The following is a 22,291-nucleotide window of genomic DNA, read 5'->3' as shown; positions in this document are numbered from 1 at the left end:
AGCATATCAAGGAGATTTCCGATGATTGAACTTCGTAAATTCGAATCCCTCGGTGCCGCCAACCACGGCTGGCTAGACGCGCATCATCATTTTTCTTTCGCAAGCTATCAAGACCCCGCGCGCGTCAATTGGGGTTCCTTGCGCGTCTGGAATGATGACAAAATCCAGGCGGGAACCGGCTTTCCCACCCACCCGCACGATAATATGGAAATCATCACCTATGTCCGTACCGGCGCGATTACCCACACTGACAGTATGGGTAATGAAGGCCGGACCGAAGCTGGTGATGTGCAAGTAATGAGCGCGGGCAGCGGTGTGCGCCATTCCGAATGGAACCGTGAGGACGTTGACACCACCCTGTTCCAATTGTGGATCATCCCTGACGAACGCGGCGGCGAACCAAGCTGGGGCGCCCGGCAATTTCCCAAGGATAATCGCAGCGGACAATTTGTCGCGCTTGCCAGCGGAAATCCCGAGGATGGAGCGCTGCCGATCCGCGCCGACGCGAAGGTTCTAGGCGCAACCATCAAAGCCGGTGAAAGCGTCACTTACACCACCGAAACCAGCCGACACCTCTATCTTGTCCCAGCAACCGGATTGATCCGGATCGAGGATGTTGAGGCGAAGGCCCGCGACGGTGTCGCGATTACGCAACAAGACAGCATCACGATCACTGCGGTCGAAGACGCCGAACTCGTCCTTGTAGAAACCGCATAAATCCGAATTTCAGGAGTAAAAATAATGAGCAATATTCTACACATCAGCGCCAGCATTCGCGGCACTGAATCCGTCTCGCGCAGCCTATCGACGAAGCTGGTCGAGGGACTCGCAGAATCGAGCGGAGCGTCGATTGTGACCCGCGATCTCAGCGTTAACGACCTTCCCTTTATCGATGCAGACCGTTTCGCCGCCAACCTTGCTCCTCATGCTGAGAGGTCGGACGAGCAACACACGCTCGCAGCAATCGCGGACGTGCTGATTGACGAATTGAAGGCCGCAGATACTATCGTCTTTGGTGTGCCGATCTACAATTTCTCGGTTCCCGCTACGGTTAAGGCATGGGCAGATCTGGTCGCCCGCGCCGGCACTACCTTCAGATATACAGAGAGCGGCCCGGTTGGTCAGCTCGAAGGTAAGAAAGCCTATATCTCGGTCGCGTCAGGCGGGACTCCGGTCGGCAGCGACATGGATTTCATGACCCCGTGGCTGAAATTCTTCCTCGGTTTCCTCGGCATCACTGATGTCGAAGTAGTCGCCGCAGATGGCATCATGGGCAAAGACGGCGACGAGAAAATCGCGGCAGCGCATGACAAGATAGAAAAACTGGCCGGCTAATGCCTGCCTTCACCTAAATTACAGACTTAATAAGCCGGAGCGCTCCACGCGGGCGCTCCGGCTTCTGGCTCATGCCGGACGTTGGGCGGACAGAACCTCGGGACGGTTCTGAATTCCGAAAAATTCAGGACGACGCGGATATTTGACGAACAGTAACAAAGCCAGCGCTACCGCAATCCCTGCACCTACGATGAGGAAGATCGACTGCAGGCCTCCCAGTTCGTCGGTCTTGCCCAGCATGAAAGCGCCGAACGAAATGCCGAAATTGCTTACTGCCATATAAATGGTGAACTGCGTCGCGGCGACCTTGGCATCGCACAGCCGCATGGAAATCGGCAGCGCCGAAACGGTTAGCAGCAGATCGAGCGAAATCCACAAATAGACGAATGCAATGAATAGCAACGGGTTGTCCCAATAGGGCTGGCCCAAATACATACAGGTGATCATCACTAGCTGGAAGATGCACCACATAATGCTGATCCGCTTGGCCCCGAACCGGTCGCCCAGCCAGCCCCCGAGGGTCATACAAAGCACGCCTGCAACCAATCCGGCAGTTGCCGTCAAAGAGGCAATTTCAGATGTGTCCCAGCCTCCATAATTGGCGCCAATCAGCGGAGTTGCACCGGTTAAGCCACCGTATAAAATCCCCCGGCCAAACAGGACAGGAAGCCAAAGCAGGCTTACAAGCTTACCCATTGAGAGCACCGTAGATTTGAGCAACGGCCACCAAGCTTCAATCTGGATTTCCAGATTGCGTGGGTGCGCGGTGCCTTCGCTCCAGGGCATAGCGCGTTCTCCTTCACGTTCGCGAAAAGCGGCGATGTAAGCGCACAGCACCAATATGATCATAGCGACGATCAAAAACGCGGCGGGCGCACCGTAATCTTCAATCACAAAGCCGCAAATAGCGGTCGCAATGGCGATACCAATGGATTGCCCGCCAAACATCATCCCGCTACCGCGAGCGCGCTCGTCTTCGCTCATGATATCAACCGCAAGACCATCGACCGCGACATCCTGAAATGTGGTGGCCATATTCACAGTAAAGCCGATCGCGCCCAGAACCGCTACATCGGTCACTGATGGATTGATCAACGCTGCCACCACCAGGCTACCGATCATCACTGTCTGTGCGCCCAGAATCCAGATCCGCCGGCGCCCCATCGCCAGATAAGTATACCGATCCATAATGAAGCCATTGACCAGTTTTAATGACCACGGGAGCGCGGTCAGCGCGGCAACAGATCCTACATCTGCAGCAGACGCGCCATTAACCGCCATCCATGCGGGTATCGCGAACCAGAACAGCCCGATTGGCATGCCTTGCCCGACATAAAGGATGAAGAGGGTAAAAAGCCTGAGAGAACTGCTGCGTTCAAGGATCAAACGTGTACCAGTGGCTGTGCCGCTCATTGATGCCCCCTAGACCCCGGCCTTTCGAGACAGGGCGTGTGTGAGCGACCACTTTTACGATCATAAGGCCAATCGATGCCTGTCTATTGGACGTATCCGACAATTTCGGACTATTCCGACAGCGCTAAGCCAGCACTTCAGCGAGCGCCCTAGACAGGCGGCAATCCGTTATTCAGTTCCTCCAACCACACATCCGCCACTGCATCGCTTGGTGCGCGCCAATCGCCGCGCGGGCTCAGCGCCCCGCCTGCCGAAACCTTTGGTCCATTGGGTAATGCGCTGCGTTTAAACTGGCTGAACTGGAAGAAGCGCCATAGGAATTTCTCGAGCCACATGCGGATGGTGGCCAGATCATATTCGTTTTTCTTAGCTTCGGGAAAATCGGCAGGCCACTGGCCGCACCCAGCGTCTTTCCACGCATGGTACGCGAGAAACGCGACCTTGCTCGGCTTCTGACCCCACCGGATAATGTGGTGAAGGAAAAAGTCGTTGAGTTCGTACGGCCCGATCTTGCTTTCGGTGCTCTGCATCGCTCCATCAGCATCCGCAGGCACCAGCTCGGGGCTGATTTCGGTGTTCAGGATCGACAGCAGGATTTCGTCGGTCGCCGAATCGAATTGTGCCGTTTGCGTGGTCCAGCGGATCAGATATTGGATCAGAGTTTTGGGCACGCCTGCATTGACGCCGTAGTGGCTCATTTGATCGCCCACACCATACGTACACCAACCGAGTGCCAATTCAGACAGATCGCCGGTGCCAATTACAAAGCCATTATGTTGGCCCGACAGGCGGAACAGATAATCGGTCCTCAGCCCCGCCTGCACATTTTCGAACGTGACATCGTGCAGTGGCTCACCGTTGGCAAAGGCGTGTCCGATATCTTCCAGCATCCGGTTTGCGGCGGGTACAATGTCGATTTCCTCCGCCGTGATGCCCATCGCCTCCATCAGCTTCCAGGCGTTGCTCTTGGTGTGATCGGAGGTCCCGAAACCGGGCATCGTATAGCCGCGAATGAAGGTACGCGGCAGGCCAAGCCGGTCGCAGGTCTTGGCCGCCACAAGCAAGGCATGGGTGCTGTCGAGCCCGCCCGAAATACCTATGACCATGCTTTTGGCCTTGGTCGCGGTCAGGCGGCGCATCAGCCCATCGACCTGGATATTGAACGCTTCGTAGCAATCCTCATCCAGCTTGTGCGCGCGCGCCGGCACGAAAGGGAAGCGGCGGATCGGGCGCTGCAGACCAATTTCGCCGCCCCCTGTCCTGTGCTCGAAAGTGATTGTACGGAACCAATTCTCAGGGCAATCCGCTGCCTCTGCCGCATCGTTAAAAGTCTGGTTTCGCATCCGTTCGGATAAGATGCGTTCGCAGTCTATATCGGCAATGCTGAGTTCGGCATTAAGGCTGAAGCGCTCACTTTCGGCAATCAGATCGCCCAGCTCGTATATCATCCCCTGCCCGTCCCACGCCAAATCGGTGGTGCTTTCGCCGTGACCACTCGCCGAATAGGCATAGGCAGCAATTGCGCGGCTGGACTGCGCGCGGGCGAGCATGTGCCGCTCATCTGATTTACCGATAGTAACGTTCGAGGCTGACAGATTAGCGAGAATAGTTGCCCCCGCCAGCGCGCCCAATGTTGATGGAGGATTGGGGCTCCAGTAATCCTCGCAAATCTCGATAAAAACTTTGAAACCGGGTAAGTTCGACGCGGCGAAGATCAGATCAGTTCCGAATGGAACTGTCTGGCCTGCAACCGCAATCTCTTGCCCTTGAACCGAGCGACCGTGCGCAAACCAGCGCTTCTCGTAATATTCGCGGTAATTTGGCAGGAAGCTCTTGGGCACCACGCCTAGCAATTTCCCGCCTGCAATCGTCAGCGCGCAATTGAAAACTTTGCCATTGCGGCGCAATGGTGCCCCGATCAGCATGACGGGCGACAGTTTTCTCGAAGCTCTAACGATCTCGCCAATCGCCGCCTCTACTGCATCTAACAAAGCCCCCTGCAAATGCAGATCGTCAATCGCATAGGAGGAGACGCATAGCTCGGGGTACACCACCAGATCTACGCGAGCATCATGTGCCCGCCTCGCTTCAGTTAGCACCGCATCACGGTTGAAGGAGACATCGGCAGTGCGGACCTGCGGTGTGCTGGTCGCAACGCGGACGAAACCGTGATTATGCGCGCTAAAAAACGGATGCGTATCACTGGTCATGGTCGCGCCTTCGGATGCCTTGGATTCTTCTGCGGGGGTAAGCCAATCAGCGGGCTGACAAATACCCAGTTCAGTAAGCCGGGTCTGTACGGCGGGACGGGCAATTTTGCCTTTTACTTCCCAACCATAGACTGTCCTGCTCGGCCACGGCCTTGGCTGTCCGTATTGCGCGCCGAACTCATCAGCGCCGAGGGGCGGATGATGGGCCTCGCGCCAATCCCGGATTTTCTGTCCTGCCAAATGCATAAACCTACGGTATCCTGAAAGGATACTAGGTTGCAAGCAGTTCCTCGGCGCTGGGGGCTTCTTCGAGCAATGCAATCAGTCCGCGCTCATGTCGGGACTGGTGTTTTGTCTTGCGCGGCAAATCCAAATCACTGCGCCATTCTCTCTGCCTGCCCACCAGCTCAATAACTGCCGGATGAATATAGCTACTACGCACCACCGCGGGCGTATTGCCCAATCGGTCGCTTACTTCTGCCAGCATATCTTTGATGGCCAGATCCTCATCAGTCGATGCAAGCATAGCATAGGCCAGCACGCTCGCATGCCAGGTGCGGAAGCTTTTGGCGGTAAAGTTCTCGCCCATTGTCTCGCGCAAATATGCATTCACATCCGAGGAGCTGATGGGGTGCCGAGTGCCGAATTCGTCGACAAACTGGAACAGGTCCTGTCCCGGTAAATCCTGCAATTCCTCAACAAGCTCGCTCAGCGCCTCGTCATTTACCGTGATGTCGCGGTCCTTACCCGACTTACCACGATAGGTCAGGTGAATGGCATCTCCATCAACCTCGGCATGGCGCTGTTTTAATGTTGTGGCTCCGAAATTCTTGTTCCGCTTTGCATAGCCCTCGTTCCCGATCCGCACAAAACCAAGATCAAGCAGGCGCACAATGCTCGCGATCACACGGTCGCGCCGAATTCCTTCTTGCGACAAATCCTGCTCGACACGTTTACGCACCAGCGGCAGCAATTTGCCAAACGCCCCGCAGCGATCAAACTTCTCACCTTCTTTCATCATTCGGAAGTCAGGGTGATAGCGGTATTGCTTGCGCGCTTTATCGTCATATCCTGTCGCCAGAATATGACCATTATGGGCTGGGCAATACCAGGCATCTCTATAGGCTGGCGGCAGGGCGACTGCGTTCAGCCGTTTTTTCTCATTGCGATCCTTTATCAGCATGCCTTTGGGGTCAAAATAGGCCCAGCCTTTACCCGCGCCCTTACGCGTAATTCCGGGCAAACTATCATCGACATAGATTAGCTTTTCGGTTGGCATGCAGACCTAACCTTCCGCAAGGCTTGCGGTTCCGTAACCTACGCGCCATTTCGTACGAATACCGAATTGAGCAAAACAGGGAATTTCCAATGGCCGATCCAACCTACACCCCGCCCGAAGTGTGGACCTATGACAGCGAGAGCGGCGGACGATTTGCTGCGATAAACCGGCCCACCGCAGGCGCGCAACGTCAGGAAGATTTGCCTAAGGGAAATCAGCCGCATCAATTGTATTCGCTCGCAACGCCAAACGGGGTGAAGGCCAATATCATCTTTGAGGAATTGCTCGAAGCTGGCCATTCGGACGCTGAATATGATGCCTGGATCATCAACATCGGTGAAGGAACACAGTTCACCAGTGGTTTTGTCGATATCAATCCGAACTCAAAAATCCCCGCAATGGTTGATTTTTCTGGCGCGGCACCGATCCGTGTATTCGAAAGCGGCGCGATATTGATGCATATGGCGGAAAAATTCGGAAAATTCCTGCCCACCGATGCTGCCACTCGCGCTGAAACACTTAGTTGGCTATTCTGGCAAGTCGGCAGCGCGCCCTTTATCGGAGGGGGCTTCGGGCATTTCTATGCCTACGCGCCGGAGAAATACGAATATCCGATCAACCGCTATGCAATGGAAACCAAGCGCCTGTTCGATGTCGCCAACAATCGGTTGAAAGAAACAAAATTCCTTGCCGGGGACGATTACACCATCGCCGATATGGCAACCTTCCCTTGGCTTGCACCTTTCGTATTCGGCTCGATTTATAATGAGGCCAAAACCTTCCTCTCGATTGATGAGTATGAATCGGTTGCCCGCTGGACCCACGAAATCGCGGCACGCCCGGCTGTTAAACGTGCACGGATGGTCAACAAAAGCTGGGGCGAGGAAAACGAACAGCTGCTCAACCGTCATTCCGCCGATGATTTCGCAGGAAAAGCGGTCTAATTTGGCGAAGCGGGGCAATTGAGTGCGATTGCCCCCTTCCCTTCCCTGATTGGCGCGCTATATGAGCCGTCCCTGACACAGTCACAGGCTATTGCAGCCGAAGACAACGTCGGGGTGCTGGGGCGTCGCCAAGTGGTAAGGCACCGCTTTTTGGTAGCGGCATTCGCAGGTTCGATCCCTGCCGCCCCAGCCATTTTTCCATTCGAAAAATTACAATGACTATAGGTCGGCGCCAGTTTCCCGTGTCGCACTGATTATTTTAGCCAATCACAATCTGGACTGGATTGCTTGGCAAGGCTTCGCAGCCCGTCCACGCTCTTGATGTTTATGAACCGCTGAAACGATTAGGCAACCCGACCGTTGAACCTGCGTGAATGCGTCAATTGGCGCCAAACCCGCACTATTCGACAGGAGCGAAATATGCAGATTCTTATCGCCGGAGCGACCGGCAATACAGGTTTACGAATTGTCAGCCAGATGACTGAGCAGGGCCACCATCCAATCGCTATGGTTCGCGAAGGCTCCGACACAGCCGGTCTACCGACCGGAACACAAACCAGAGCGGGCGATCTAACCAAGATTTCTGATGATTTGTGCGAAAATATCGATGCGGTTATTTTCGCTGCTGGTTCGGGCGGCGGGAGTGGCAAGGAAATGACCGACAAGGTTGATCGCGATGGTGCAAAGGCGCTCGTCGACAATGCAAAAAAGCACGGTGTGAATCGGTTTGTGATGCTCAGCTCTTTCGGTGCAGGCGATCCCGATCCTGAGAGCGATTTGGCCCATTACATGCAGGCCAAACACGACGCCGACCAGCATCTCAAGTCGTCAGGACTGGATTACACAATTCTGCGCCCGGTTGCTCTTACCGAAGAAGATGGTGACCGCCATTACGTTCTTGGTGATGAAGTCGACCCCAATGGCGAAGCCGCTCGCGGTGATGTTGCGGCGCTCCTTATTCGAGCAGTCGATGATCCCGACTTGCTAGGAAAAACGCTAGCGATGCAATCGGTTGAATAATCAGAACGGGCGGGCTCGAGTAATCCGGTCCGCCCTTTGATTATTACTCCGATTCCGGTTCCGTCGCTGGTGCCGGTGTCGGTGTCGGTGCAACCGCTTCCTCTTTTGGAACCGCAACCTCAATCTCCGGTGATTGACTCGCCAACCGGTCGCTAACCGCTGCGCTAAGGTCAGCGATACGCTCGGCATTTACGCCAAGGTCACTGGTGCCAACCCGCGAGGTTGATCTAAAATCAATGCTCGCCCCTGAGTCCGCCGGGCGGATACGAGCGACGATATCATCCTCGAAACCATACCAGAACACCACCGCAGTGCCTTCGACTGTGCCTGCTTTCTCATCGGCGGTCACGTTTTCGAATCCGCGCATTTCCATCGCCTCTTTTACAGCTTTCAGCGCGTTATCGGGCGATTGCGCCACAATCAGCGTCTTGAGGTCAGGGTACCCTTCAGAAATCAGTTGCGCCGCCGTTTTGGCTGCAAGTTCCTCATTCTCAGCCCACTTTTCATAGGTGCCTAGCGGACTATTAAAGTCCAGCAGAGGATTCACGTTTTCGCCGCTATCAGTCCGCGCCTTCACTAGTGCGTCCGAATACATCGGAGCGTCTGCTGTGTTGGTAGTGATGTCGTAGATAAACGGTACCGAGCCCGCTTGTTCGCGCAATTGGTTAAAACCGCCCAGCACCGCGAGCGGAATAATCAGCGCAATCAAGGCAGCCAGCCAACCCGAACGCGGTTTCACCAGCAATGCCACCAGCAGGGCAATCACCGCGATAACCGCAAGCCCCATAGCCATCATGGAACCCCAGGCGGCTGTCATCGTGCCGAAAGCAAACAGCTTGTCGATAATACCGAATTTCGCGCCGAACATCGCGACCGCGAACCACAGAACGAGGAGAATGGCGAGGACCAGCGCAAAGCGTGGCAATTTTCTAAGCATGTTCATGAACCGCTAGATGCACCAGCATTTGCGCGCTCGCAAGCTTGGAAAAATTTACTGACCTGTTTCGAGTGCAGGCTGCGGATTGTTCGGCGTGAGGATCATGACATTATCTTCGACCCGCCAGCCCTTCAGCCGCGACAGCAAATTCATCCCGATAACGCTCGTATCGCCCATATTCGGCGCAATAACTGCATCAAGCCCCCGCGCCGCAACACTGCCGAAGCGAATTTCATCAACCGTGGCGATTTCAGCCGAAATCGAGCCATTGGCGGTGTTTAGCCGAACAGGAATGCCGCCGCGTCGTGGCTCCAGTCCGACACGGTCTGCCACATCGGCGGAAACCGCAGTCAAAGTCGCGCCCGTATCGATCATGAACCTGACCGGCTCCCCGTTGACTTCCGCCTGCAACCAGAAATGGCCGTCAGAGGCCAAGGGAATGCGTGTCTCGCCGCCCTCAACAGTTTGTTCAGGCAGACCCAAATCGGGCAACGCCAGATCAATCCGCGGGTCAAACCGTGAAAGTTGCAGCACTACCGTCACCAAAACACCGACCAGCACAAACGTGCTACCTGACCGGATAAACCGGCCCATAGGCACCTTGAACCGGACCATCATCGCACCGATAAAGCCTGCGGCCAACGCGATCAGAGTCGCAAGCAACAAGCCGGAGCGCGGCACTTCGCGGATTACCCCAGCGGCTGCATCAAAGATATTGGCCAGAGCGCCTGCGTCTTCCATTCATATGATATAGGCGCCGCGTGCCTTCGCGTCCATGAACGGAGGAGATTCAATTATTGAAGGGCGAATTACCGCTGAAAAGATTCGAGGATTTGTTCAGCCAGCGCGCGACCCGAAAGCCAAGCAGCTTCCACTCTCGGCTCTATCAACCAATCGCCCGCAACGCCCAATTTGATAGCATTGTCCCATAGAGATGGTGGCCCGTCAGACTTACCCGCCTTGGCGAACCTCCAACGATGTGCCGCCAAATGTACTGGCTCAATCGGCTCAATTTCCGCTTGAGCGAAAAACTCGCGCAACAATCGAGCCGAGGCATCAGACGCCTCCTGTTCCAGAATTTCGCGCGATAATTCTGCGGATCCATGAATCACCCAGCTCTCAGGGCCGCCGCGCCCGGGCTTCGCGCTGTTGCGAGCCGCCCATGCGATGCCGCCAACGGTGCTGCGCATTACGTCACTATCAATCGGCAAGCGCGCATCAAATGACACCATGAGCGCCCAGCACGGCGAGGATTGGACCGCTACGGCCTGTTCGGCAAAAACCGGCGCGTTTCCGGCCAAGAGGTTGGCCGCTTGCTCGGCTGGTACCGCAATGACGCATTGAGCATAGTGCTCGACCGCCTCACCCAACGTCAATGCCCACAAGCCATCGTTTCGCTCGATCCTATCGACGCGTTCGCCCCAGCGCACACCCAGATCGCGCGCCATCAGTTTTAGCGGGCCGTTCATACCCGGCACCCCGACATAGGAATTGTCACCTGCCGCTGGCCAAGATGATGCAGCGCCGCGCACCAGCCATTTGCCGACAGTAGCGGTAAAGCTAGGGTCGCGCGCAGTGAAATATTGTGCGCCGTGATCGAAATGCAGCGTATTTTGACCTAATTTGGTGCCTAATTCGGTGCCCAGTTCAGCCCTGCGCGTTGCCATTCTGCCGCCCGGACCGCGACCCTTATCGAAAATTACTGGCTGAACACCATATTTTGCGAGCTCGGTTGCGCAGGAAAGTCCCGCCATACCCCCGCCGATTATCGCGATGCTGTTGCGGGTCACGGGGCGCTCCGAGGAATGCTTGCTTCAGCTAGTATGAGCGAAAACCGGCCTTGTTCATCAGTCCATCTGCTTACCGGAGCCCAACCGCCCGCCAACAACAGAATATTGCTGCTGCGCCGATCAAATTTATGGCTGTTCTCAGTATGGATCGTTTCGCCCGCTTTCATCGCGAACCTCTGCCCTGCGACCGTAAAATCGAAATCTTCGTTCGCCTGAAGATGCATTTCTATCCGGGCATAATCATCATTCCACCGCGCGATGTGAGACAGCTTCTCCAAATCAATCGAACCGTCCAACTCGCGGTTTATCCGCCGCGCCAGATTGAGATTAAAATCTGCTGTAACCTTGGCAGCATCGTCATAGGCAGCTTCCAAAATCTCAGGCGCTTTGATCAAATCCATTCCGATTAAGAGCTGCGAGCCTTCACCCAAAGTCTCTCGCATAGTACGCAACAAATCGACCGCGGTACGCGGGACCATGTTGCCAATTGTCGAACCAGGGAAAAAACCGAGCTTGGGAATCTGCTCGATATCGTTAGGCAAAATTACCCGGCGCATGAAGTCTGCTTCGACCGGATAGACCGGCAGACCTGGAAATTTGGCGGACAACTCCGCCGCTGAGACGCGCAGGAAATCACCCGCGATATCAAGCGGCACGTACGCAGCCGGTTCGATATTTTCGAGCAACAAAGGTGTCTTGACCGAACTGCCCGAACCAAATTCTACCACAGCGCGACCTGGCCCGATAGCGCTAGCAAATTCTGCGCCGCGTTCGGTCAAAATTTCCGTCTCTGCACGGGTCGGATAATATTCGGGAAGCTTTGTAATATCCTCGAACAATTGCGAGCCTGCATCATCATAGAGCCAGCGCGCAGGAATGGCCTTCTGCGTTTCGGACAAGCCGGCCAGCACAGCCTCCCGGAAATCTCGGCTAATGCCGTCTTCGTCTTTCTCGACGAGCGATAATCCTTGCGAAGAGGCCATTAGATATCCTTGGCGAGCCGCAGCCCGGTAAATTGCCACCGCTGATGCGGATAGAAGAAATTGCGATAGGAAGCGCGCGAATGGCCGCGCGCAGTGGCGCAGCTGGCCCCGCGCAACACCACCTGTCCGCTCATGAATTTGCCATTATATTCGCCGATAGCGCCCTCGGCAGGCTGGAAACGGGGATAGGGCAGATATGCGCTGCGTGTAAATTGCCAGCAATCGCCGAACAGATCAGCATGGCCTTCGGGTAGCAAATGCTCGGTTCCGTCCATCTGATTGCTTGTAGGAGCGGTATCTTGTTCCCGCGCAATCACCTCCCATTCAAATTCGGTCGGCAGACGGCCTCCGGCCCAAGTAGCGTAAGCATCTGCCTCATAAAAAGAGATATGGGTGACCGGCTGGGCCGCATGGCGTTTCACCCACCCATAATGGCTAAACTGGTCATTTTCATGCCAATAGAGCGGAGCGGAAATCGCATTTTTTTGCACCCAGGCCCATCCATCGGACAACCACAGCGCAGAATTGCGATACCCGCCATCGTCAATGAAGTCCTGCCATTGGCCATTATTGACCAGCCGACGCCCAAGCTCGAACGGAGTTAGGATGACCTGATGCGGTGGCCCTTCATTATCGTAGGCAAATCCAGCGCCATCATGGCCGATCTGCACGCTACCTCCATGGTGGATATAGGAATGGTCCTCGTCCTGATAGCTGCAGGCATAGGTGCCGGAACATTCAAACATCGCCGGGCCGAGCGGGTTTTGGAACAGAGCATGTTTAATGTCGGTCAGCATCAATTCCTGATGCTGCTGTTCATGCGCGATACCCAGTTCAATCAGATCGGTAAAACGCGGGTCATCGAGCAGCGGCTCCATCGCTTCGTCGACCGCATTGCGCCAATTCAGAATCTCCTCAACCGTAGGCCGGGAAAGCATACCGCGTGCAAACCGCCCGATCCGTTCGCCTTCCGCCTCGTAATAGGAATTGAACAGGAACGGCCAGCGGTCATTATGCAGCCGGTAATCCGGCATATGGTCGCGCAGAAGGAAAGTTTCGAAGAACCAATTGGTATGCCCCAGATGCCATTTAGCAGGCGAGGCATCCTCCATCGACTGTAAAACCGCGTCAGCTTCCGACAAAGGGGCGATCAGCAACTCCGTCATTGCCCGCGTAGATCGGAACCGGTCCGCAAGGCGCGCTCCGATTTGTCTTTTCCGGGGGGTGGCTGTCTTGAGCAAGGGATTCTTTCTTATGCAAAGCGTTTTTCACACAGTGGCGGAATAGCGTTACATTTGAAAGGCCTGCATCAGGATTATCTAAAGTCAGGCAGCGTTTGCCTGAGCTTGCCCCGCCTCCATCGTCATCATCTCAGCCAGCAAAAATGCCAATTCGAGCGATTGCGCCGCATTCAAACGCGGGTCGCAATGTGTATGATAGCGGTCTCCCAATGCTTCGTCGGTAATCGCAACAGCGCCGCCGACGCATTCTGTTACATCCTGCCCAGTCATTTCAATATGAATGCCGCCAGCATGACTGCCCTCGGCCCGGTGCACGGCATAAAAGCCCTTCACTTCGCTCAAGATGCGGTCGAAGGGACGGGTTTTATAGCCGCTTTCGGCTTTAACGACATTGCCGTGCATCGGGTCGCACGACCATACGACCGGATGGCCCTCCGCCTGCACTGCTCGGACCAGCTTGGGTAAGCCAGCCTCAACTTTATCATGGCCAAACCGGCTGATCAGCGTGATCCGGCCAGCTTCGCGATTGGGGTTGAGCGTATCGAGCAAGCGGATCAGTGCGTCAGGTTCCATCGACGGGCCAACTTTCATGCCCAGCGGGTTACCAATCCCGCGCGCAAATTCGATATGCGCACTGCCCTCAAAGCGGGTCCGGTCGCCGATCCACAGCATATGCGCGCTTGTGTCATACCAATCGCCAGTAAGCGAATCCTGCCGCGCCATGCTCTGCTCATAAGGCAGCAACAAAGCCTCGTGGCTGGTAAAGAAACTGGTACCTTGCAATTGCGGGACAGTGTTCGGGTCGACGCCGCAAGCCTCCATAAAATCAAGTGCCTCGCCAATCCGGTCTGCGGTGAGCGCGAACTTATCCGCCCACGGGCTGCGGCCCATAAAATCGAGAGTCCATTGGTGGACCTGGCGCAAGTTGGCATAACCGCCGCCGGCGAATGCGCGCAGAAGGTTGAGCGTCGAGGCCGCCTGAGAATAGGCGCGAACCATCCTCTCCGGATCATTCCGGCGCTGAACGGGATCAAACTCGATTCCGTTGACATTATCGCCGAAATAGCTCGGCAAAGTGACATCGCCTTGCGTTTCGGTATCGCTGCTGCGCGGCTTGGCAAATTGGCCTGCCATCCGACCAACTTTCACAACCGGCACTTTGCCCGCATAGGTCAGCACGACCGCCATTTGCAGCAGCACGCGGAACGTGTCGCGGATGTTGTTGGGGTGAAATTCAGCGAAGCTTTCAGCGCAGTCGCCGCCTTGCAACAGAAACGCTTTGCCCTGCGCAACGTCTGCCAGATCACGTTTCAATGCACGCGCTTCACCGGCGAAAACCAGTGGCGGATAATTGGCCAAAGTGTGTTCCGCATCCGCCAGTGCCCGCGCATCTTCATAGCGCGGCAAATGCCTAGCTTCGTGCGACTTCCAGCTATCGGGGGTCCATTTATCTGCCAATTGTCCTGCTTTCGCTTGTCTTGTTCTACCCGCAAAGGGGCAGTTGATTTATCGTCTATACTCAATAGCAAACGACAGCGCCATGCAAGCACAGCATAGATTGAGGTCGCCAAAGCCTCGCTTCGCAGACCCTAACGTATAGGTGCGGGCGACTAGCGGCCCGTCTCGCGTGGCGGAACCGCGCGAATGCGGGCGGGCGAAGCATCTTCGGCCGAAGTTGCAAGCGTCTGGCCTTCAGGGATTATTGCCATCCGCCAGCCCGGGCGCGCATTCAGATATTTTTGCGCCAAGGCCTGCATCCGCTCGGGTGTTGTCACGCTGTAATCGGTCAATATTGTCTGCAAATGGTACAGGCGGCGCGGATCGCGGCTCGACCCTTCAATCTGGTACAGCCAGAAAAGATTGCCGGTCATCGAACGGCTGACCAATTGCTTGAGCGGCTCGGTAGTGCGTGCGAGCTCGTCTGCGCTCGGTGGGTTTACAGCGAGATCCTTCGCAATTGCATCGGCTGCGGCGAAGAACACCGGCACATCTTCGGGCTTCAATTGCGCGAAGGCAGTGATGCGTCCGCCTGCATCGAGATCGACCGGCCAATTGGTGACGACTTGCGGTGAATAGCTCGCTCCTGCCCGTTCGCGCATCGCATCTATCAGCCGATTGGTGAACAAGCTGGTGAGTATTTCAAGCTGGCGCGATTCAGGCAGCCCGTTGACGCCGCCGCCGGTTGGCCAGGCCATAACCACAGCCGCCTGATTGGCATCGCCGCGATGGGTTCTGACCACGGTTGCTGTGCCCGCAGCGGGAAACTCAGGTACACGCGCAAGCACCTCGGCGGCAATTGATGTGCGCGGCGGGATCGCGCCGATCGTCCGCGACAGCATCGATATTGCATCGGTTTCATTGAAATCGCCGAATATCAGCACTTCGACCTTACCCTGCGCCAATATCGGTTCCCACACTTTGCGGAAACCTTCTGGCGTGGCAGCCGCTAGGTCCTGCGCATCAGCGGTTTTGAAACGGCCATCCTTGTTGCGAAGCAGATATTCAAGATCACGCGACAACACACCGCCGGGGCTGGTTGCGTAGCTTTCATAAGCCAATTGCTGCGCGGCCTTTGAACGGATTACCGGGTTTGGATCCCAGCGCGGCTCCGCCAGCTTATTCGCGAACAAATAGAGTTGATCTTCCAGGTCGGCCTCACGCGTCTGCGCGCTGAAAGTGAACTGCGAACTGTCGATGCCAAAGTCGAAGCCCATTACGCGGCCATTGGAAATGCGGTCTAATTCTTCTTGCCCCAAGGTTCCTTGGCCGGAGCTGATAAGCGCTGCCTCACCCAAGGCAATATAGGCTCCGTCTTCTTCGCCAAACGCGCGGTAACCGGCGCCAAAATTGAGTCGCACAGAAACCCGTCCTGGCTCAGCCTGAGTGGGCGAGAGGATCGCGGTTGTGCCATTAGCAAATTCAACTCTGGTCACGCCTTGCAAGCCAAGACTTCCCAAGGACACCAGTTCGCCGGGTCTGCCGACAGGCGCCAACTCTTCAAACGAGATCGGTTTGGACGCCAGGCGCGCGCCGGTATTTGGCTCGACACTGGTTTTGAGTGCCAATTGAATCGCGGCCTCGCTGGCCTCGCCTGCAACCGGAGTGACATATGTCGATCGGATAACATCACCTGCAAATAAGCGGCGGGTTCGTTCAAGAATTTCTTGCGGCGTGACATTATCCTTCACTCCCTTGAAGACATCAACGAAGGTTTCGGGCGCAGCAACCGCTTCACGAATATCTACCGCACCGATCAATTCATCGGCAAGGCCGGATCCGGGCATTACAGCCCGCTGTTCGACCAGACTGGCAAAGATGGTTTCGTACTGCTCGGCCTCACGGTCGATCTCGTCCTGCGATGGCGCGGTTGCCAAGGCATCGGCGATGATCGCCCGAACATCGACCAGCGCCGCTTGCCAATTATCGGTTATTGGCGCGAAGGAGATCAATGTCAGATCGGCCGAGCGGCTGACTTTATCTTGCTCCACCGAAGCATAAAGAAATGAACCGCCCGCCCTTGCCCGCGATTCAAGTCGGCGCTGGATGATCGCCAGCGCGAGCTGATCGGCCAGCCGGCCTTGATTATAGACAATGGTATCATCGACAAGCCGCCAAGGCCGCAAATAGGCATAGGTGAAACTGCGCGGCAAATCGGGCTCTACCATGACCAGAGTTTCGCCAACCGGATTGGCCGGATCAGCCCCGGCAGGCGCTACCGGATCGCCAAAATCAGGTGCGGGCGTGAGCGGTCCTTTGCCTTCCCAATCGCTGAAATATTTTTCAACCAGAGACGCAAAAATTATCGGGTCAAAATCACCCGCAACCGAGATCACGGTGTTTTCAGGACGATACCAGCGATCATGGAAGGCCTGCATCGCCTCCGCTGTGGCACCCTTCAGCGTCGCTTCGGTTCCGATCGGCAAGCGTTCTGCAAGCCTCTGCCCCGCAAACAAATTTGCCCGCGATTGTTCTGCGACGCGCATTCCGGGGCCACCGCGCTCACGCTTTTCGGCCAGCACAATGGGCACTTCAGCGGCCAAATTCTCGGTCGACAAAACCGGTTCACGCATCATCCCGGCGAGCAGTTTAAAGCTTTCTTCCAAGGCGGCGGGAGAGGCGTCGGGCAGGTCCAACTTATAGACCGTATGCGTTGGGCTGGTCTCTGCATTGGTGTCGCTGCCAAAACTCGCACCAAGCCGCTGCCAAGTCGGGATCGCCTCGCCTTGCGCCAGATATTTGCTTTCGCGGAAGCTGAGGTGTTCGAGCAAATGCGCAAAGCCGCGTTCGTTGTCCTCTTCGTGGATTGACCCGGCGTCGATCCGGATACGGATAGACACCTGACCGGGCGGAACACCGTTTTCGCGGGTTGCATAGCGCAGACCGTTGTCCATCGCGCCAAACAGCCATTCCTCGTCACGCGGAACATCGCTGCCTTCGTAGATCCACGGTGTCTTATTGCCGGTTTGCAAATCCTGCGGCGCGGGCAGCGCGGTCTCTATCGCGGGAACAGAAACGGTCTGCTGCGCCACTGCTTGCGGGGTCAGAAGCAAGAAAGGCAGAACCAGGGCGGAAGAACGCATTGCGCGCGAAAATCTGATCATACGCAGCATATAGGGGGCCAAGATATGAAGCGATAGTGAATAGCGGCGAAGAAATGCTCTCCAGACCGCCCTTGTGAGCGAGGCGCAGGGCGCCTACATCAAGAGCATGTTTATAGAGACCGAAACAACCCCGAACCCGTCCTCGCTTAAATTCCTGCCGGGACAGCATGTGATGCCCAGCGGTACACGCGAATTTGCCTCGCCCGAGGCTGCCGAAGCTTCACCGCTTGCGCAGGCAATTTTTGATACGGGCGAAGTGACCATCGTCTTCTTCGGAAGCGACTTTATTTCAGTCACTGCGGCACCGGGCGTGGATTGGTCCGCGCTGAAGCCGCAGGTAGTTTCGATCCTGCTCGATCATTATGTCTCTGAAGCCCCTTTGTTCATTGGCGGAGACGCATCGGGCATTCTGGTCCCATCGGATGATGACATGGTGGTCGAAGATGACCCAGAAAATGCGGATATCGTCGCGCAGATCAACGAACTGCTTGAAACGCGAATTCGCCCAGCGGTCGCGGGTGATGGCGGTGACATTGCCTATCGCGGGTTCAAGGACGGCATCGTCTATCTGACCATGCAAGGCGCGTGTTCAGGCTGCCCGTCGTCGACTGCGACCCTCAAACACGGAATTGAAGGTTTGTTGAAACATTATGTGCCTGAAGTCGTTGAAGTTCGTGCAGCCTGATTTTCAGGCATCCCGAACCGACTTCAGAGGATTTTATGACCAAGCAATTCCATGACAATGTTTTGACACCTGCCGCGCTCGACCAACTGTTTAATGAGGCGCGCACCTATAATGGCTGGCAAGTCAAGGAAGTTAGCGAAGAGCAAATTCGCCATATTTACGATTTGCTGAAAATGGCCCCGACATCGGCCAATATGCAACCCGGCCGGTTTGTGTGGGTTCGCTCGCAAGAAGCCAAGGACAAGCTCGCAAGCATGGCATCCGACGGCAACAAGGACAAAATCAAGGCGGCGCCAGTAACAGTCATCATTGGCTATGACGTCGATTTCCATGAAGAGTTGCCGTGGTTGTTCCCGCACACCGATGCAAAAAGCTGGTTCGAAGGTGATGAAGAGGGACGCAAAGAGGGCGCGTTCCGCAACTCGGCACTGCAGGGCGCTTATTTGATGCTTGCAGCGCGCGCCATCGGCCTCGATTGCGGCCCTATGTCGGGTGTCGATCTCGATGCAATTACCAAAGAATTTTTTGCTGATGAGCCAAAGGTTAAAGCCGATTGGGTCTGCTCGATTGGTTATGGCGATCCGTCGACAATCTTTGATCGCAGCCCTCGCCCTGACTTCGAGAAGTTCAACCGGCTCGCTTAATTTGGCGGAAACGCTTGCGGTAGCCAGGCTCTCCGTGGCAACGGGCCCACATCATGCGAACCTTGGTGATAGAAACAACGACTGAAGCCTGTTCGGTGGCTTTGTTTGAAGGAGAAAAGCACTCCTTGATCGCACATCGACATGAGATTCTGGGGCGCGGCCATGCTGAGCGGCTAGTTCCGATGATTGCCGAATTGCCCGAGAAGGGCCGGGCGGACTGCATTAGAGTCTCGCTCGGCCCTGGCAGCTTTACCGGATTAAGGATTGGGCTTGCGGCCGCACGCGCGCTGGCGATTGCATGGCAAGCAAACGTTCTCGGCTTCCCAACGCTCGCGCTAGTCGCAGCGCGAACATGGCAACCGGCAATGCGGCCCGTAACTGTGTGCATGAACGGCGGCCACGGCGAATGGTTCATTCAGAATTTCGATAAATCGTTGAGACCTGAAGACGGGGTTCGGTCGCTGGCACCAGCGCAAGCGCGAGCCGAAGCGAAGCACAGCATCATCGCAGGCAACCGGGCGACTGACTTAGCTGAATTACTTGGCGGCGAAGCGACTGCGCTCAATTTGTTGCCAGAGGCGCGGTACTTTCCTTTGCTTAATCCATTCCACCTGACAGAAATTCTAACCCCGCTTTACGGCCGCGCTCCCGACGCGAAGCTTCCCCAGAGATAGCCACCGTATGTTAGATGATACTGACCGGATTATGCAGGTGATGGAACAGGCATTCGACCCTGCCTATGGCGAGGCTTGGAACAGACGGCAATTGTCCGCCTCGTTGATACTTCCGACAACATGGTATTATCTTGTCGGAGCGGACGGAAACGCTCCATCTGGCAGTCAGGAAGCTGCAGGATTTGCGCTAACCCGTGCGGCACCGGGCGAAGAAGAATTGCTGCTCGTCGGCGTTCTGCCGCAATTTCGCGGGCAAGGCTTGGGACGCAAATTGCTAACTTTATTCGAACACGGCGCCAAATTGCGGCAGGCAGAGCGTATCTTTTTGGAGATGCGCGCAAACAATCCGGCACGAAAGCTGTACGAAGCATTCGGCTTTCAACCGATTGGTCGAAGAAAAGACTATTATCGCGCCTCAAATGGGGAGCGGATTGACGCAATTACTTACGGAAAATCCCTTTAACGAGGACTTTTTTGAGTTTGTGCAATCTCTTGGCCGATTGATTTTGGTTGACACTCTTGCCCGTTAAGAAAATCAAGTTCATAACGAATCATATCCGTAATAAGCGGAAATAATGAAGTGGTCGCACACTTGATGAGGACAACATGGACAATTTTGACGAGGATATGAAGGAAACGCTGATTACGCTGACTTCCGACATAGTTGCTGCGCATGTCAGTAACAACAATGTCGATGGCAGCGAAGTGCCTTCGCTAATCACCAGCATTTATGGCGCGCTTGCCAGTCTTGGACAGGATGAGGACCCTGTCGAAGAACTGCCCGATCCGGCGGTGTCGATCCGCTCTTCGGTTAAGAAAGATCACATTGTCTGCCTCGATTGTGGCAAGAAGATGAAGATGCTCAAGCGCCATTTGATGACCGAACACGGCTTAACGATTGACGAATATCGCAATCGCTGGAGCCTGACTGCGGATTATCCGATGGTCGCGCCCGACTATGCCGCAACTCGGCGCGATCTGGCCAAGAAAATTGGCCTTGGTCGCAAACCCGGCCAAAAACGCGGCCGCAGGAAAAAGTCCGCCTAAGGCCAATTATGCGAACTTGAGAAGATCGCCCCGTGCCTCTAAGGCGTCGGGGCGTTTTCTTTTTGGCGAACCAATCACACGCCTAAATTCAAGGACAGTTAGTGCAACAACGGATCGACCTTGAACAGCTTTGTGCAGATCGCGGCCTCCGCATTACCGAACAGCGGCGGGTAATCGCCCGCGTCCTATCGGAAAGCGACGACCACCCAGATGTGGAGCTGCTGCATGAACGCGCTTCCGCCATCGATCCTAAGATCTCCATCGCGACCGTATACCGGACCGTTCGTTTGTTTGAAGAAGCCGGCATCCTTGATCGACATGATTTCGGTGACGGACGTGCTCGTTACGAAGCCGCGCCCGAGGCGCACCATGACCATTTGATCGATGTCGAAAGCGGCGATGTCGTCGAATTTGTCGATCCCGAGCTTGAGGCTTTGCAGAAAACCATCGCTGAAAAACTCGGTTACCGATTGGTCGACCACCGGATGGAACTTTACGGTGTGAAGCTGGGCCGTGCCAAGGACCAAGAGGGTTGATTGATAGCGAACTTCGCGCCGCTGCCGAGCGCGGGGAGGAAACCCCACTTTCCTCGATGGGCTGGGTGCGATTTTTAATCCGGGTCATGTGCCTTATCGGTTTGTTGATTGTATTCGTGCCGCTGCATTATGCTTACCGGATTTTCAAATATGGTTCGCCTTTCCCGATGTTGTTTCTGCGATATGCCGGGCGCGTTGCGGGGGCCAAGACCACCAAGATCGGCACACCGCTGCGGCGCGACGTATTCTTCATCGCCAACCACGTCTCATGGCTCGACATTCTTGCGCTTTCAGGCGCGAGCGGGACAGCTTTCGTTGCCAAGTACGAGCTCAGCCAAGTCCCGGTAATCGGGTGGTTATGCAGCCTGAACCGCACCGTTCATGTAAAGCGCGAGAACCGGCTTGGCGTGGCCGAACAGATTAATTCGTTACGCGAGGCGCTTGAGGATAATTGGTCGGTCACTGTCTTTCCCGAAGGTACGACCACAGACGGGCAATCACTGCTGCCGTTCAAAACCTCAATGCTAAGTGTGCTGGAGCCGCCGCCAAAGGAAGTGCTCGTGCAGCCGGTGCTGATCGATTATGGCAAAGAAATTGGCGAGGAATTGGGCTGGGTCGGCGATGAAAGCGGTATCAATAATGCCAAGCGTGTACTCTCACGAAAGGGCACTTTCGAACTGAGATTGCACTTCCTCGAACCCTTTAGCCCCGAAGAATTCCGCGGCCGCAAGGCTGTTGGTGCTCGCGCCCGCGCCGCAATCGAAGCGGCACTGCTTACCGCGCTTGGCCAGCCACTACGCGAATTCAAGCATGATGTTGTTCCGATTCGCTATGCTGCACCCAAGAACGGTGTCTCCGCCGAAAATGCCGATCGGCCAGAAAAATACATGGAAATGGAATAAAGCGGCTTTCCGACTTGGATTGAACCCGCCGCCGCATTCGCCTAAGGGCT

Annotated in this window: 21 protein-coding genes and 1 tRNA gene; 12 read left to right on the top strand and 10 right to left on the bottom strand. The window is 55.7% G+C overall.

What is annotated here, in order from left to right; all coding sequences use genetic code 11:
• Positions 1-21 precede the first annotated feature (21 nt).
• Both GRI36_RS06845 and GRI36_RS06840 read left to right on the top strand, forming a co-directional pair.
• Positions 22-717, top strand: coding sequence for a pirin family protein (locus GRI36_RS06845; protein ID WP_160597780.1), 696 nt, complete (start codon positions 22-24; stop codon positions 715-717).
• A gap of 24 nt (positions 718-741) precedes the next feature.
• Positions 742-1,335, top strand: coding sequence for an FMN-dependent NADH-azoreductase (locus GRI36_RS06840; protein ID WP_160597779.1), 594 nt, complete (start codon positions 742-744; stop codon positions 1,333-1,335).
• Positions 1,336-1,404: 69 nt separating this feature from the next.
• Here GRI36_RS06840 and GRI36_RS06835 read toward each other — a convergent pair whose 3' ends face one another.
• The 3 genes from GRI36_RS06835 to GRI36_RS06825 all read right to left on the bottom strand — a co-directional run bounded on the left by GRI36_RS06835 (position 1,405) and on the right by GRI36_RS06825 (position 6,237).
• Positions 1,405-2,748 (bottom strand): MFS transporter, encoded by a 1,344-nt coding sequence (locus GRI36_RS06835; protein WP_160597778.1) that lies wholly within the window; start codon positions 2,746-2,748, stop codon positions 1,405-1,407.
• Between the two features lie 149 nt (positions 2,749-2,897).
• Positions 2,898-4,958, bottom strand: a complete 2,061-nt coding sequence (locus GRI36_RS06830) for an NAD(+) synthase (RefSeq protein WP_160599108.1) — start codon at positions 4,956-4,958, stop codon at positions 2,898-2,900.
• Between the two features lie 271 nt (positions 4,959-5,229).
• Positions 5,230-6,237, bottom strand: a complete 1,008-nt coding sequence (locus GRI36_RS06825; protein WP_160597777.1) for a DNA topoisomerase IB — start codon at positions 6,235-6,237, stop codon at positions 5,230-5,232.
• 89 nt (positions 6,238-6,326) lie between these two features.
• Between GRI36_RS06825 and yghU the strand changes: the two genes are divergently transcribed.
• The 3 genes from yghU (at position 6,327) to GRI36_RS06810 (ending at position 8,201) form a co-directional block, all read left to right on the top strand.
• Positions 6,327-7,181, top strand: a complete 855-nt coding sequence (gene yghU / locus GRI36_RS06820; protein WP_160597776.1) for a glutathione-dependent disulfide-bond oxidoreductase — start codon at positions 6,327-6,329, stop codon at positions 7,179-7,181.
• 118 nt (positions 7,182-7,299) lie between these two features.
• A tRNA-Gln gene (locus GRI36_RS06815) sits at positions 7,300-7,374 on the top strand.
• A 227-nt stretch (positions 7,375-7,601) separates the two neighbouring features.
• A complete protein-coding gene (locus tag GRI36_RS06810) occupies positions 7,602-8,201 on the top strand; it encodes an SDR family oxidoreductase (RefSeq protein ID WP_160597775.1) in 600 nt (199 codons plus the stop codon).
• Positions 8,202-8,244: 43 nt separating this feature from the next.
• On the opposite strand, the gene GRI36_RS06805 is transcribed toward GRI36_RS06810, so the two are convergent.
• The 7 genes from GRI36_RS06805 to GRI36_RS06775 all read right to left on the bottom strand — a co-directional run bounded on the left by GRI36_RS06805 (position 8,245) and on the right by GRI36_RS06775 (position 17,753).
• A complete protein-coding gene (locus tag GRI36_RS06805) occupies positions 8,245-9,138 on the bottom strand; it encodes a DUF1499 domain-containing protein (protein ID WP_160597774.1) in 894 nt (297 codons plus the stop codon).
• 54 nt (positions 9,139-9,192) lie between these two features.
• Positions 9,193-9,879 (bottom strand): retropepsin-like aspartic protease family protein, encoded by a 687-nt coding sequence (locus GRI36_RS06800; protein ID WP_160597773.1) that lies wholly within the window; start codon positions 9,877-9,879, stop codon positions 9,193-9,195.
• Between the two features lie 68 nt (positions 9,880-9,947).
• Positions 9,948-10,928 carry an NAD(P)/FAD-dependent oxidoreductase gene (locus GRI36_RS06795; RefSeq protein WP_328598360.1) on the bottom strand — a complete coding sequence of 327 codons (981 nt, stop codon included), beginning with the start codon at positions 10,926-10,928 and terminating at the stop codon, positions 9,948-9,950.
• On the bottom strand, positions 10,925-11,911 hold the full coding sequence (gene egtD, locus GRI36_RS06790) for an L-histidine N(alpha)-methyltransferase (RefSeq protein ID WP_160597772.1): 987 nt from the start codon (positions 11,909-11,911) through the stop codon (positions 10,925-10,927). Before egtD ends, GRI36_RS06795 begins: the two co-directional genes overlap by 4 nt.
• Positions 11,911-13,152, bottom strand: a complete 1,242-nt coding sequence (gene egtB / locus GRI36_RS06785; protein ID WP_268893846.1) for an ergothioneine biosynthesis protein EgtB — start codon at positions 13,150-13,152, stop codon at positions 11,911-11,913. Before egtB ends, egtD begins: the two co-directional genes overlap by 1 nt.
• Before the next feature lie 84 nt (positions 13,153-13,236).
• On the bottom strand, positions 13,237-14,610 hold the full coding sequence (locus tag GRI36_RS06780) for a class II 3-deoxy-7-phosphoheptulonate synthase (protein ID WP_160597770.1): 1,374 nt from the start codon (positions 14,608-14,610) through the stop codon (positions 13,237-13,239).
• A 152-nt stretch (positions 14,611-14,762) separates the two neighbouring features.
• Positions 14,763-17,753 (bottom strand): M16 family metallopeptidase, encoded by a 2,991-nt coding sequence (locus GRI36_RS06775; protein WP_160599106.1) that lies wholly within the window; start codon positions 17,751-17,753, stop codon positions 14,763-14,765.
• Between the two features lie 106 nt (positions 17,754-17,859).
• On the opposite strand from GRI36_RS06775, the gene GRI36_RS06770 reads away from it, so the two are divergent.
• The 7 genes from GRI36_RS06770 to GRI36_RS06740 all read left to right on the top strand — a co-directional run bounded on the left by GRI36_RS06770 (position 17,860) and on the right by GRI36_RS06740 (position 22,241).
• Positions 17,860-18,438: a NifU family protein gene (locus tag GRI36_RS06770; protein ID WP_160597769.1), complete on the top strand. Its 579-nt coding sequence runs from the start codon at positions 17,860-17,862 to the stop codon at positions 18,436-18,438.
• Between the two features lie 35 nt (positions 18,439-18,473).
• A complete protein-coding gene (locus tag GRI36_RS06765) occupies positions 18,474-19,082 on the top strand; it encodes a malonic semialdehyde reductase (RefSeq protein WP_160597768.1) in 609 nt (202 codons plus the stop codon).
• 53 nt (positions 19,083-19,135) lie between these two features.
• Positions 19,136-19,756 (top strand): tRNA (adenosine(37)-N6)-threonylcarbamoyltransferase complex dimerization subunit type 1 TsaB, encoded by a 621-nt coding sequence (gene tsaB / locus GRI36_RS06760; RefSeq protein ID WP_160597767.1) that lies wholly within the window; start codon positions 19,136-19,138, stop codon positions 19,754-19,756.
• A gap of 7 nt (positions 19,757-19,763) precedes the next feature.
• Positions 19,764-20,219 (top strand): GNAT family N-acetyltransferase, encoded by a 456-nt coding sequence (locus tag GRI36_RS06755; RefSeq protein ID WP_160597766.1) that lies wholly within the window; start codon positions 19,764-19,766, stop codon positions 20,217-20,219.
• Positions 20,220-20,362: 143 nt separating this feature from the next.
• The gene (locus GRI36_RS06750; RefSeq protein WP_160597765.1) at positions 20,363-20,803 is read left to right on the top strand and encodes a MucR family transcriptional regulator; all 441 of its coding nucleotides are present in this window, start codon (positions 20,363-20,365) and stop codon (positions 20,801-20,803) included.
• 101 nt (positions 20,804-20,904) lie between these two features.
• Positions 20,905-21,339, top strand: a complete 435-nt coding sequence (locus GRI36_RS06745) for a Fur family transcriptional regulator (RefSeq protein WP_160597764.1) — start codon at positions 20,905-20,907, stop codon at positions 21,337-21,339.
• Positions 21,336-22,241, top strand: a complete 906-nt coding sequence (locus tag GRI36_RS06740) for a lysophospholipid acyltransferase family protein (protein WP_407985667.1) — start codon at positions 21,336-21,338, stop codon at positions 22,239-22,241. Before GRI36_RS06745 ends, GRI36_RS06740 begins: the two co-directional genes overlap by 4 nt.
• Positions 22,242-22,291: the final 50 nt, after the last annotated feature.

Source organism: Pontixanthobacter gangjinensis, assembly GCF_009827545.1.
Taxonomy (GTDB): domain Bacteria; phylum Pseudomonadota; class Alphaproteobacteria; order Sphingomonadales; family Sphingomonadaceae; genus Pontixanthobacter; species Pontixanthobacter gangjinensis.
This window is presented reverse-complemented; position numbering and strand designations above follow the sequence as displayed.

Bases quoted from the DNA above. Each gene is read 5' to 3' on its own strand.
- GRI36_RS06830 (WP_160599108.1), bottom strand. From the start codon at position 4,958: ATGACCAGTGATACGCATCCGTTTTTTAGCGCGCATAATCACGGTTTC.
- tsaB (WP_160597767.1), top strand. From the start codon at position 19,136: ATGCGAACCTTGGTGATAGAAACAACGACTGAAGCCTGTTCGGTGGCT.
- GRI36_RS06750 (WP_160597765.1), top strand. From the start codon at position 20,363: ATGGACAATTTTGACGAGGATATGAAGGAAACGCTGATTACGCTGACT.
- egtD (WP_160597772.1), bottom strand. From the start codon at position 11,911: ATGGCCTCTTCGCAAGGATTATCGCTCGTCGAGAAAGACGAAGACGGC.
- GRI36_RS06800 (WP_160597773.1), bottom strand. From the start codon at position 9,879: ATGGAAGACGCAGGCGCTCTGGCCAATATCTTTGATGCAGCCGCTGGG.
- GRI36_RS06825 (WP_160597777.1), bottom strand. From the start codon at position 6,237: ATGCCAACCGAAAAGCTAATCTATGTCGATGATAGTTTGCCCGGAATT.
- GRI36_RS06835 (WP_160597778.1), bottom strand. From the start codon at position 2,748: ATGAGCGGCACAGCCACTGGTACACGTTTGATCCTTGAACGCAGCAGT.
- GRI36_RS06810 (WP_160597775.1), top strand. From the start codon at position 7,602: ATGCAGATTCTTATCGCCGGAGCGACCGGCAATACAGGTTTACGAATT.
- GRI36_RS06765 (WP_160597768.1), top strand. From the start codon at position 18,474: ATGACCAAGCAATTCCATGACAATGTTTTGACACCTGCCGCGCTCGAC.
- GRI36_RS06775 (WP_160599106.1), bottom strand. From the start codon at position 17,753: ATGATCAGATTTTCGCGCGCAATGCGTTCTTCCGCCCTGGTTCTGCCT.
- GRI36_RS06755 (WP_160597766.1), top strand. From the start codon at position 19,764: ATGTTAGATGATACTGACCGGATTATGCAGGTGATGGAACAGGCATTC.
- GRI36_RS06845 (WP_160597780.1), top strand. From the start codon at position 22: ATGATTGAACTTCGTAAATTCGAATCCCTCGGTGCCGCCAACCACGGC.
- GRI36_RS06805 (WP_160597774.1), bottom strand. From the start codon at position 9,138: ATGCTTAGAAAATTGCCACGCTTTGCGCTGGTCCTCGCCATTCTCCTC.
- GRI36_RS06770 (WP_160597769.1), top strand. From the start codon at position 17,860: ATGTTTATAGAGACCGAAACAACCCCGAACCCGTCCTCGCTTAAATTC.
- yghU (WP_160597776.1), top strand. From the start codon at position 6,327: ATGGCCGATCCAACCTACACCCCGCCCGAAGTGTGGACCTATGACAGC.
- GRI36_RS06840 (WP_160597779.1), top strand. From the start codon at position 742: ATGAGCAATATTCTACACATCAGCGCCAGCATTCGCGGCACTGAATCC.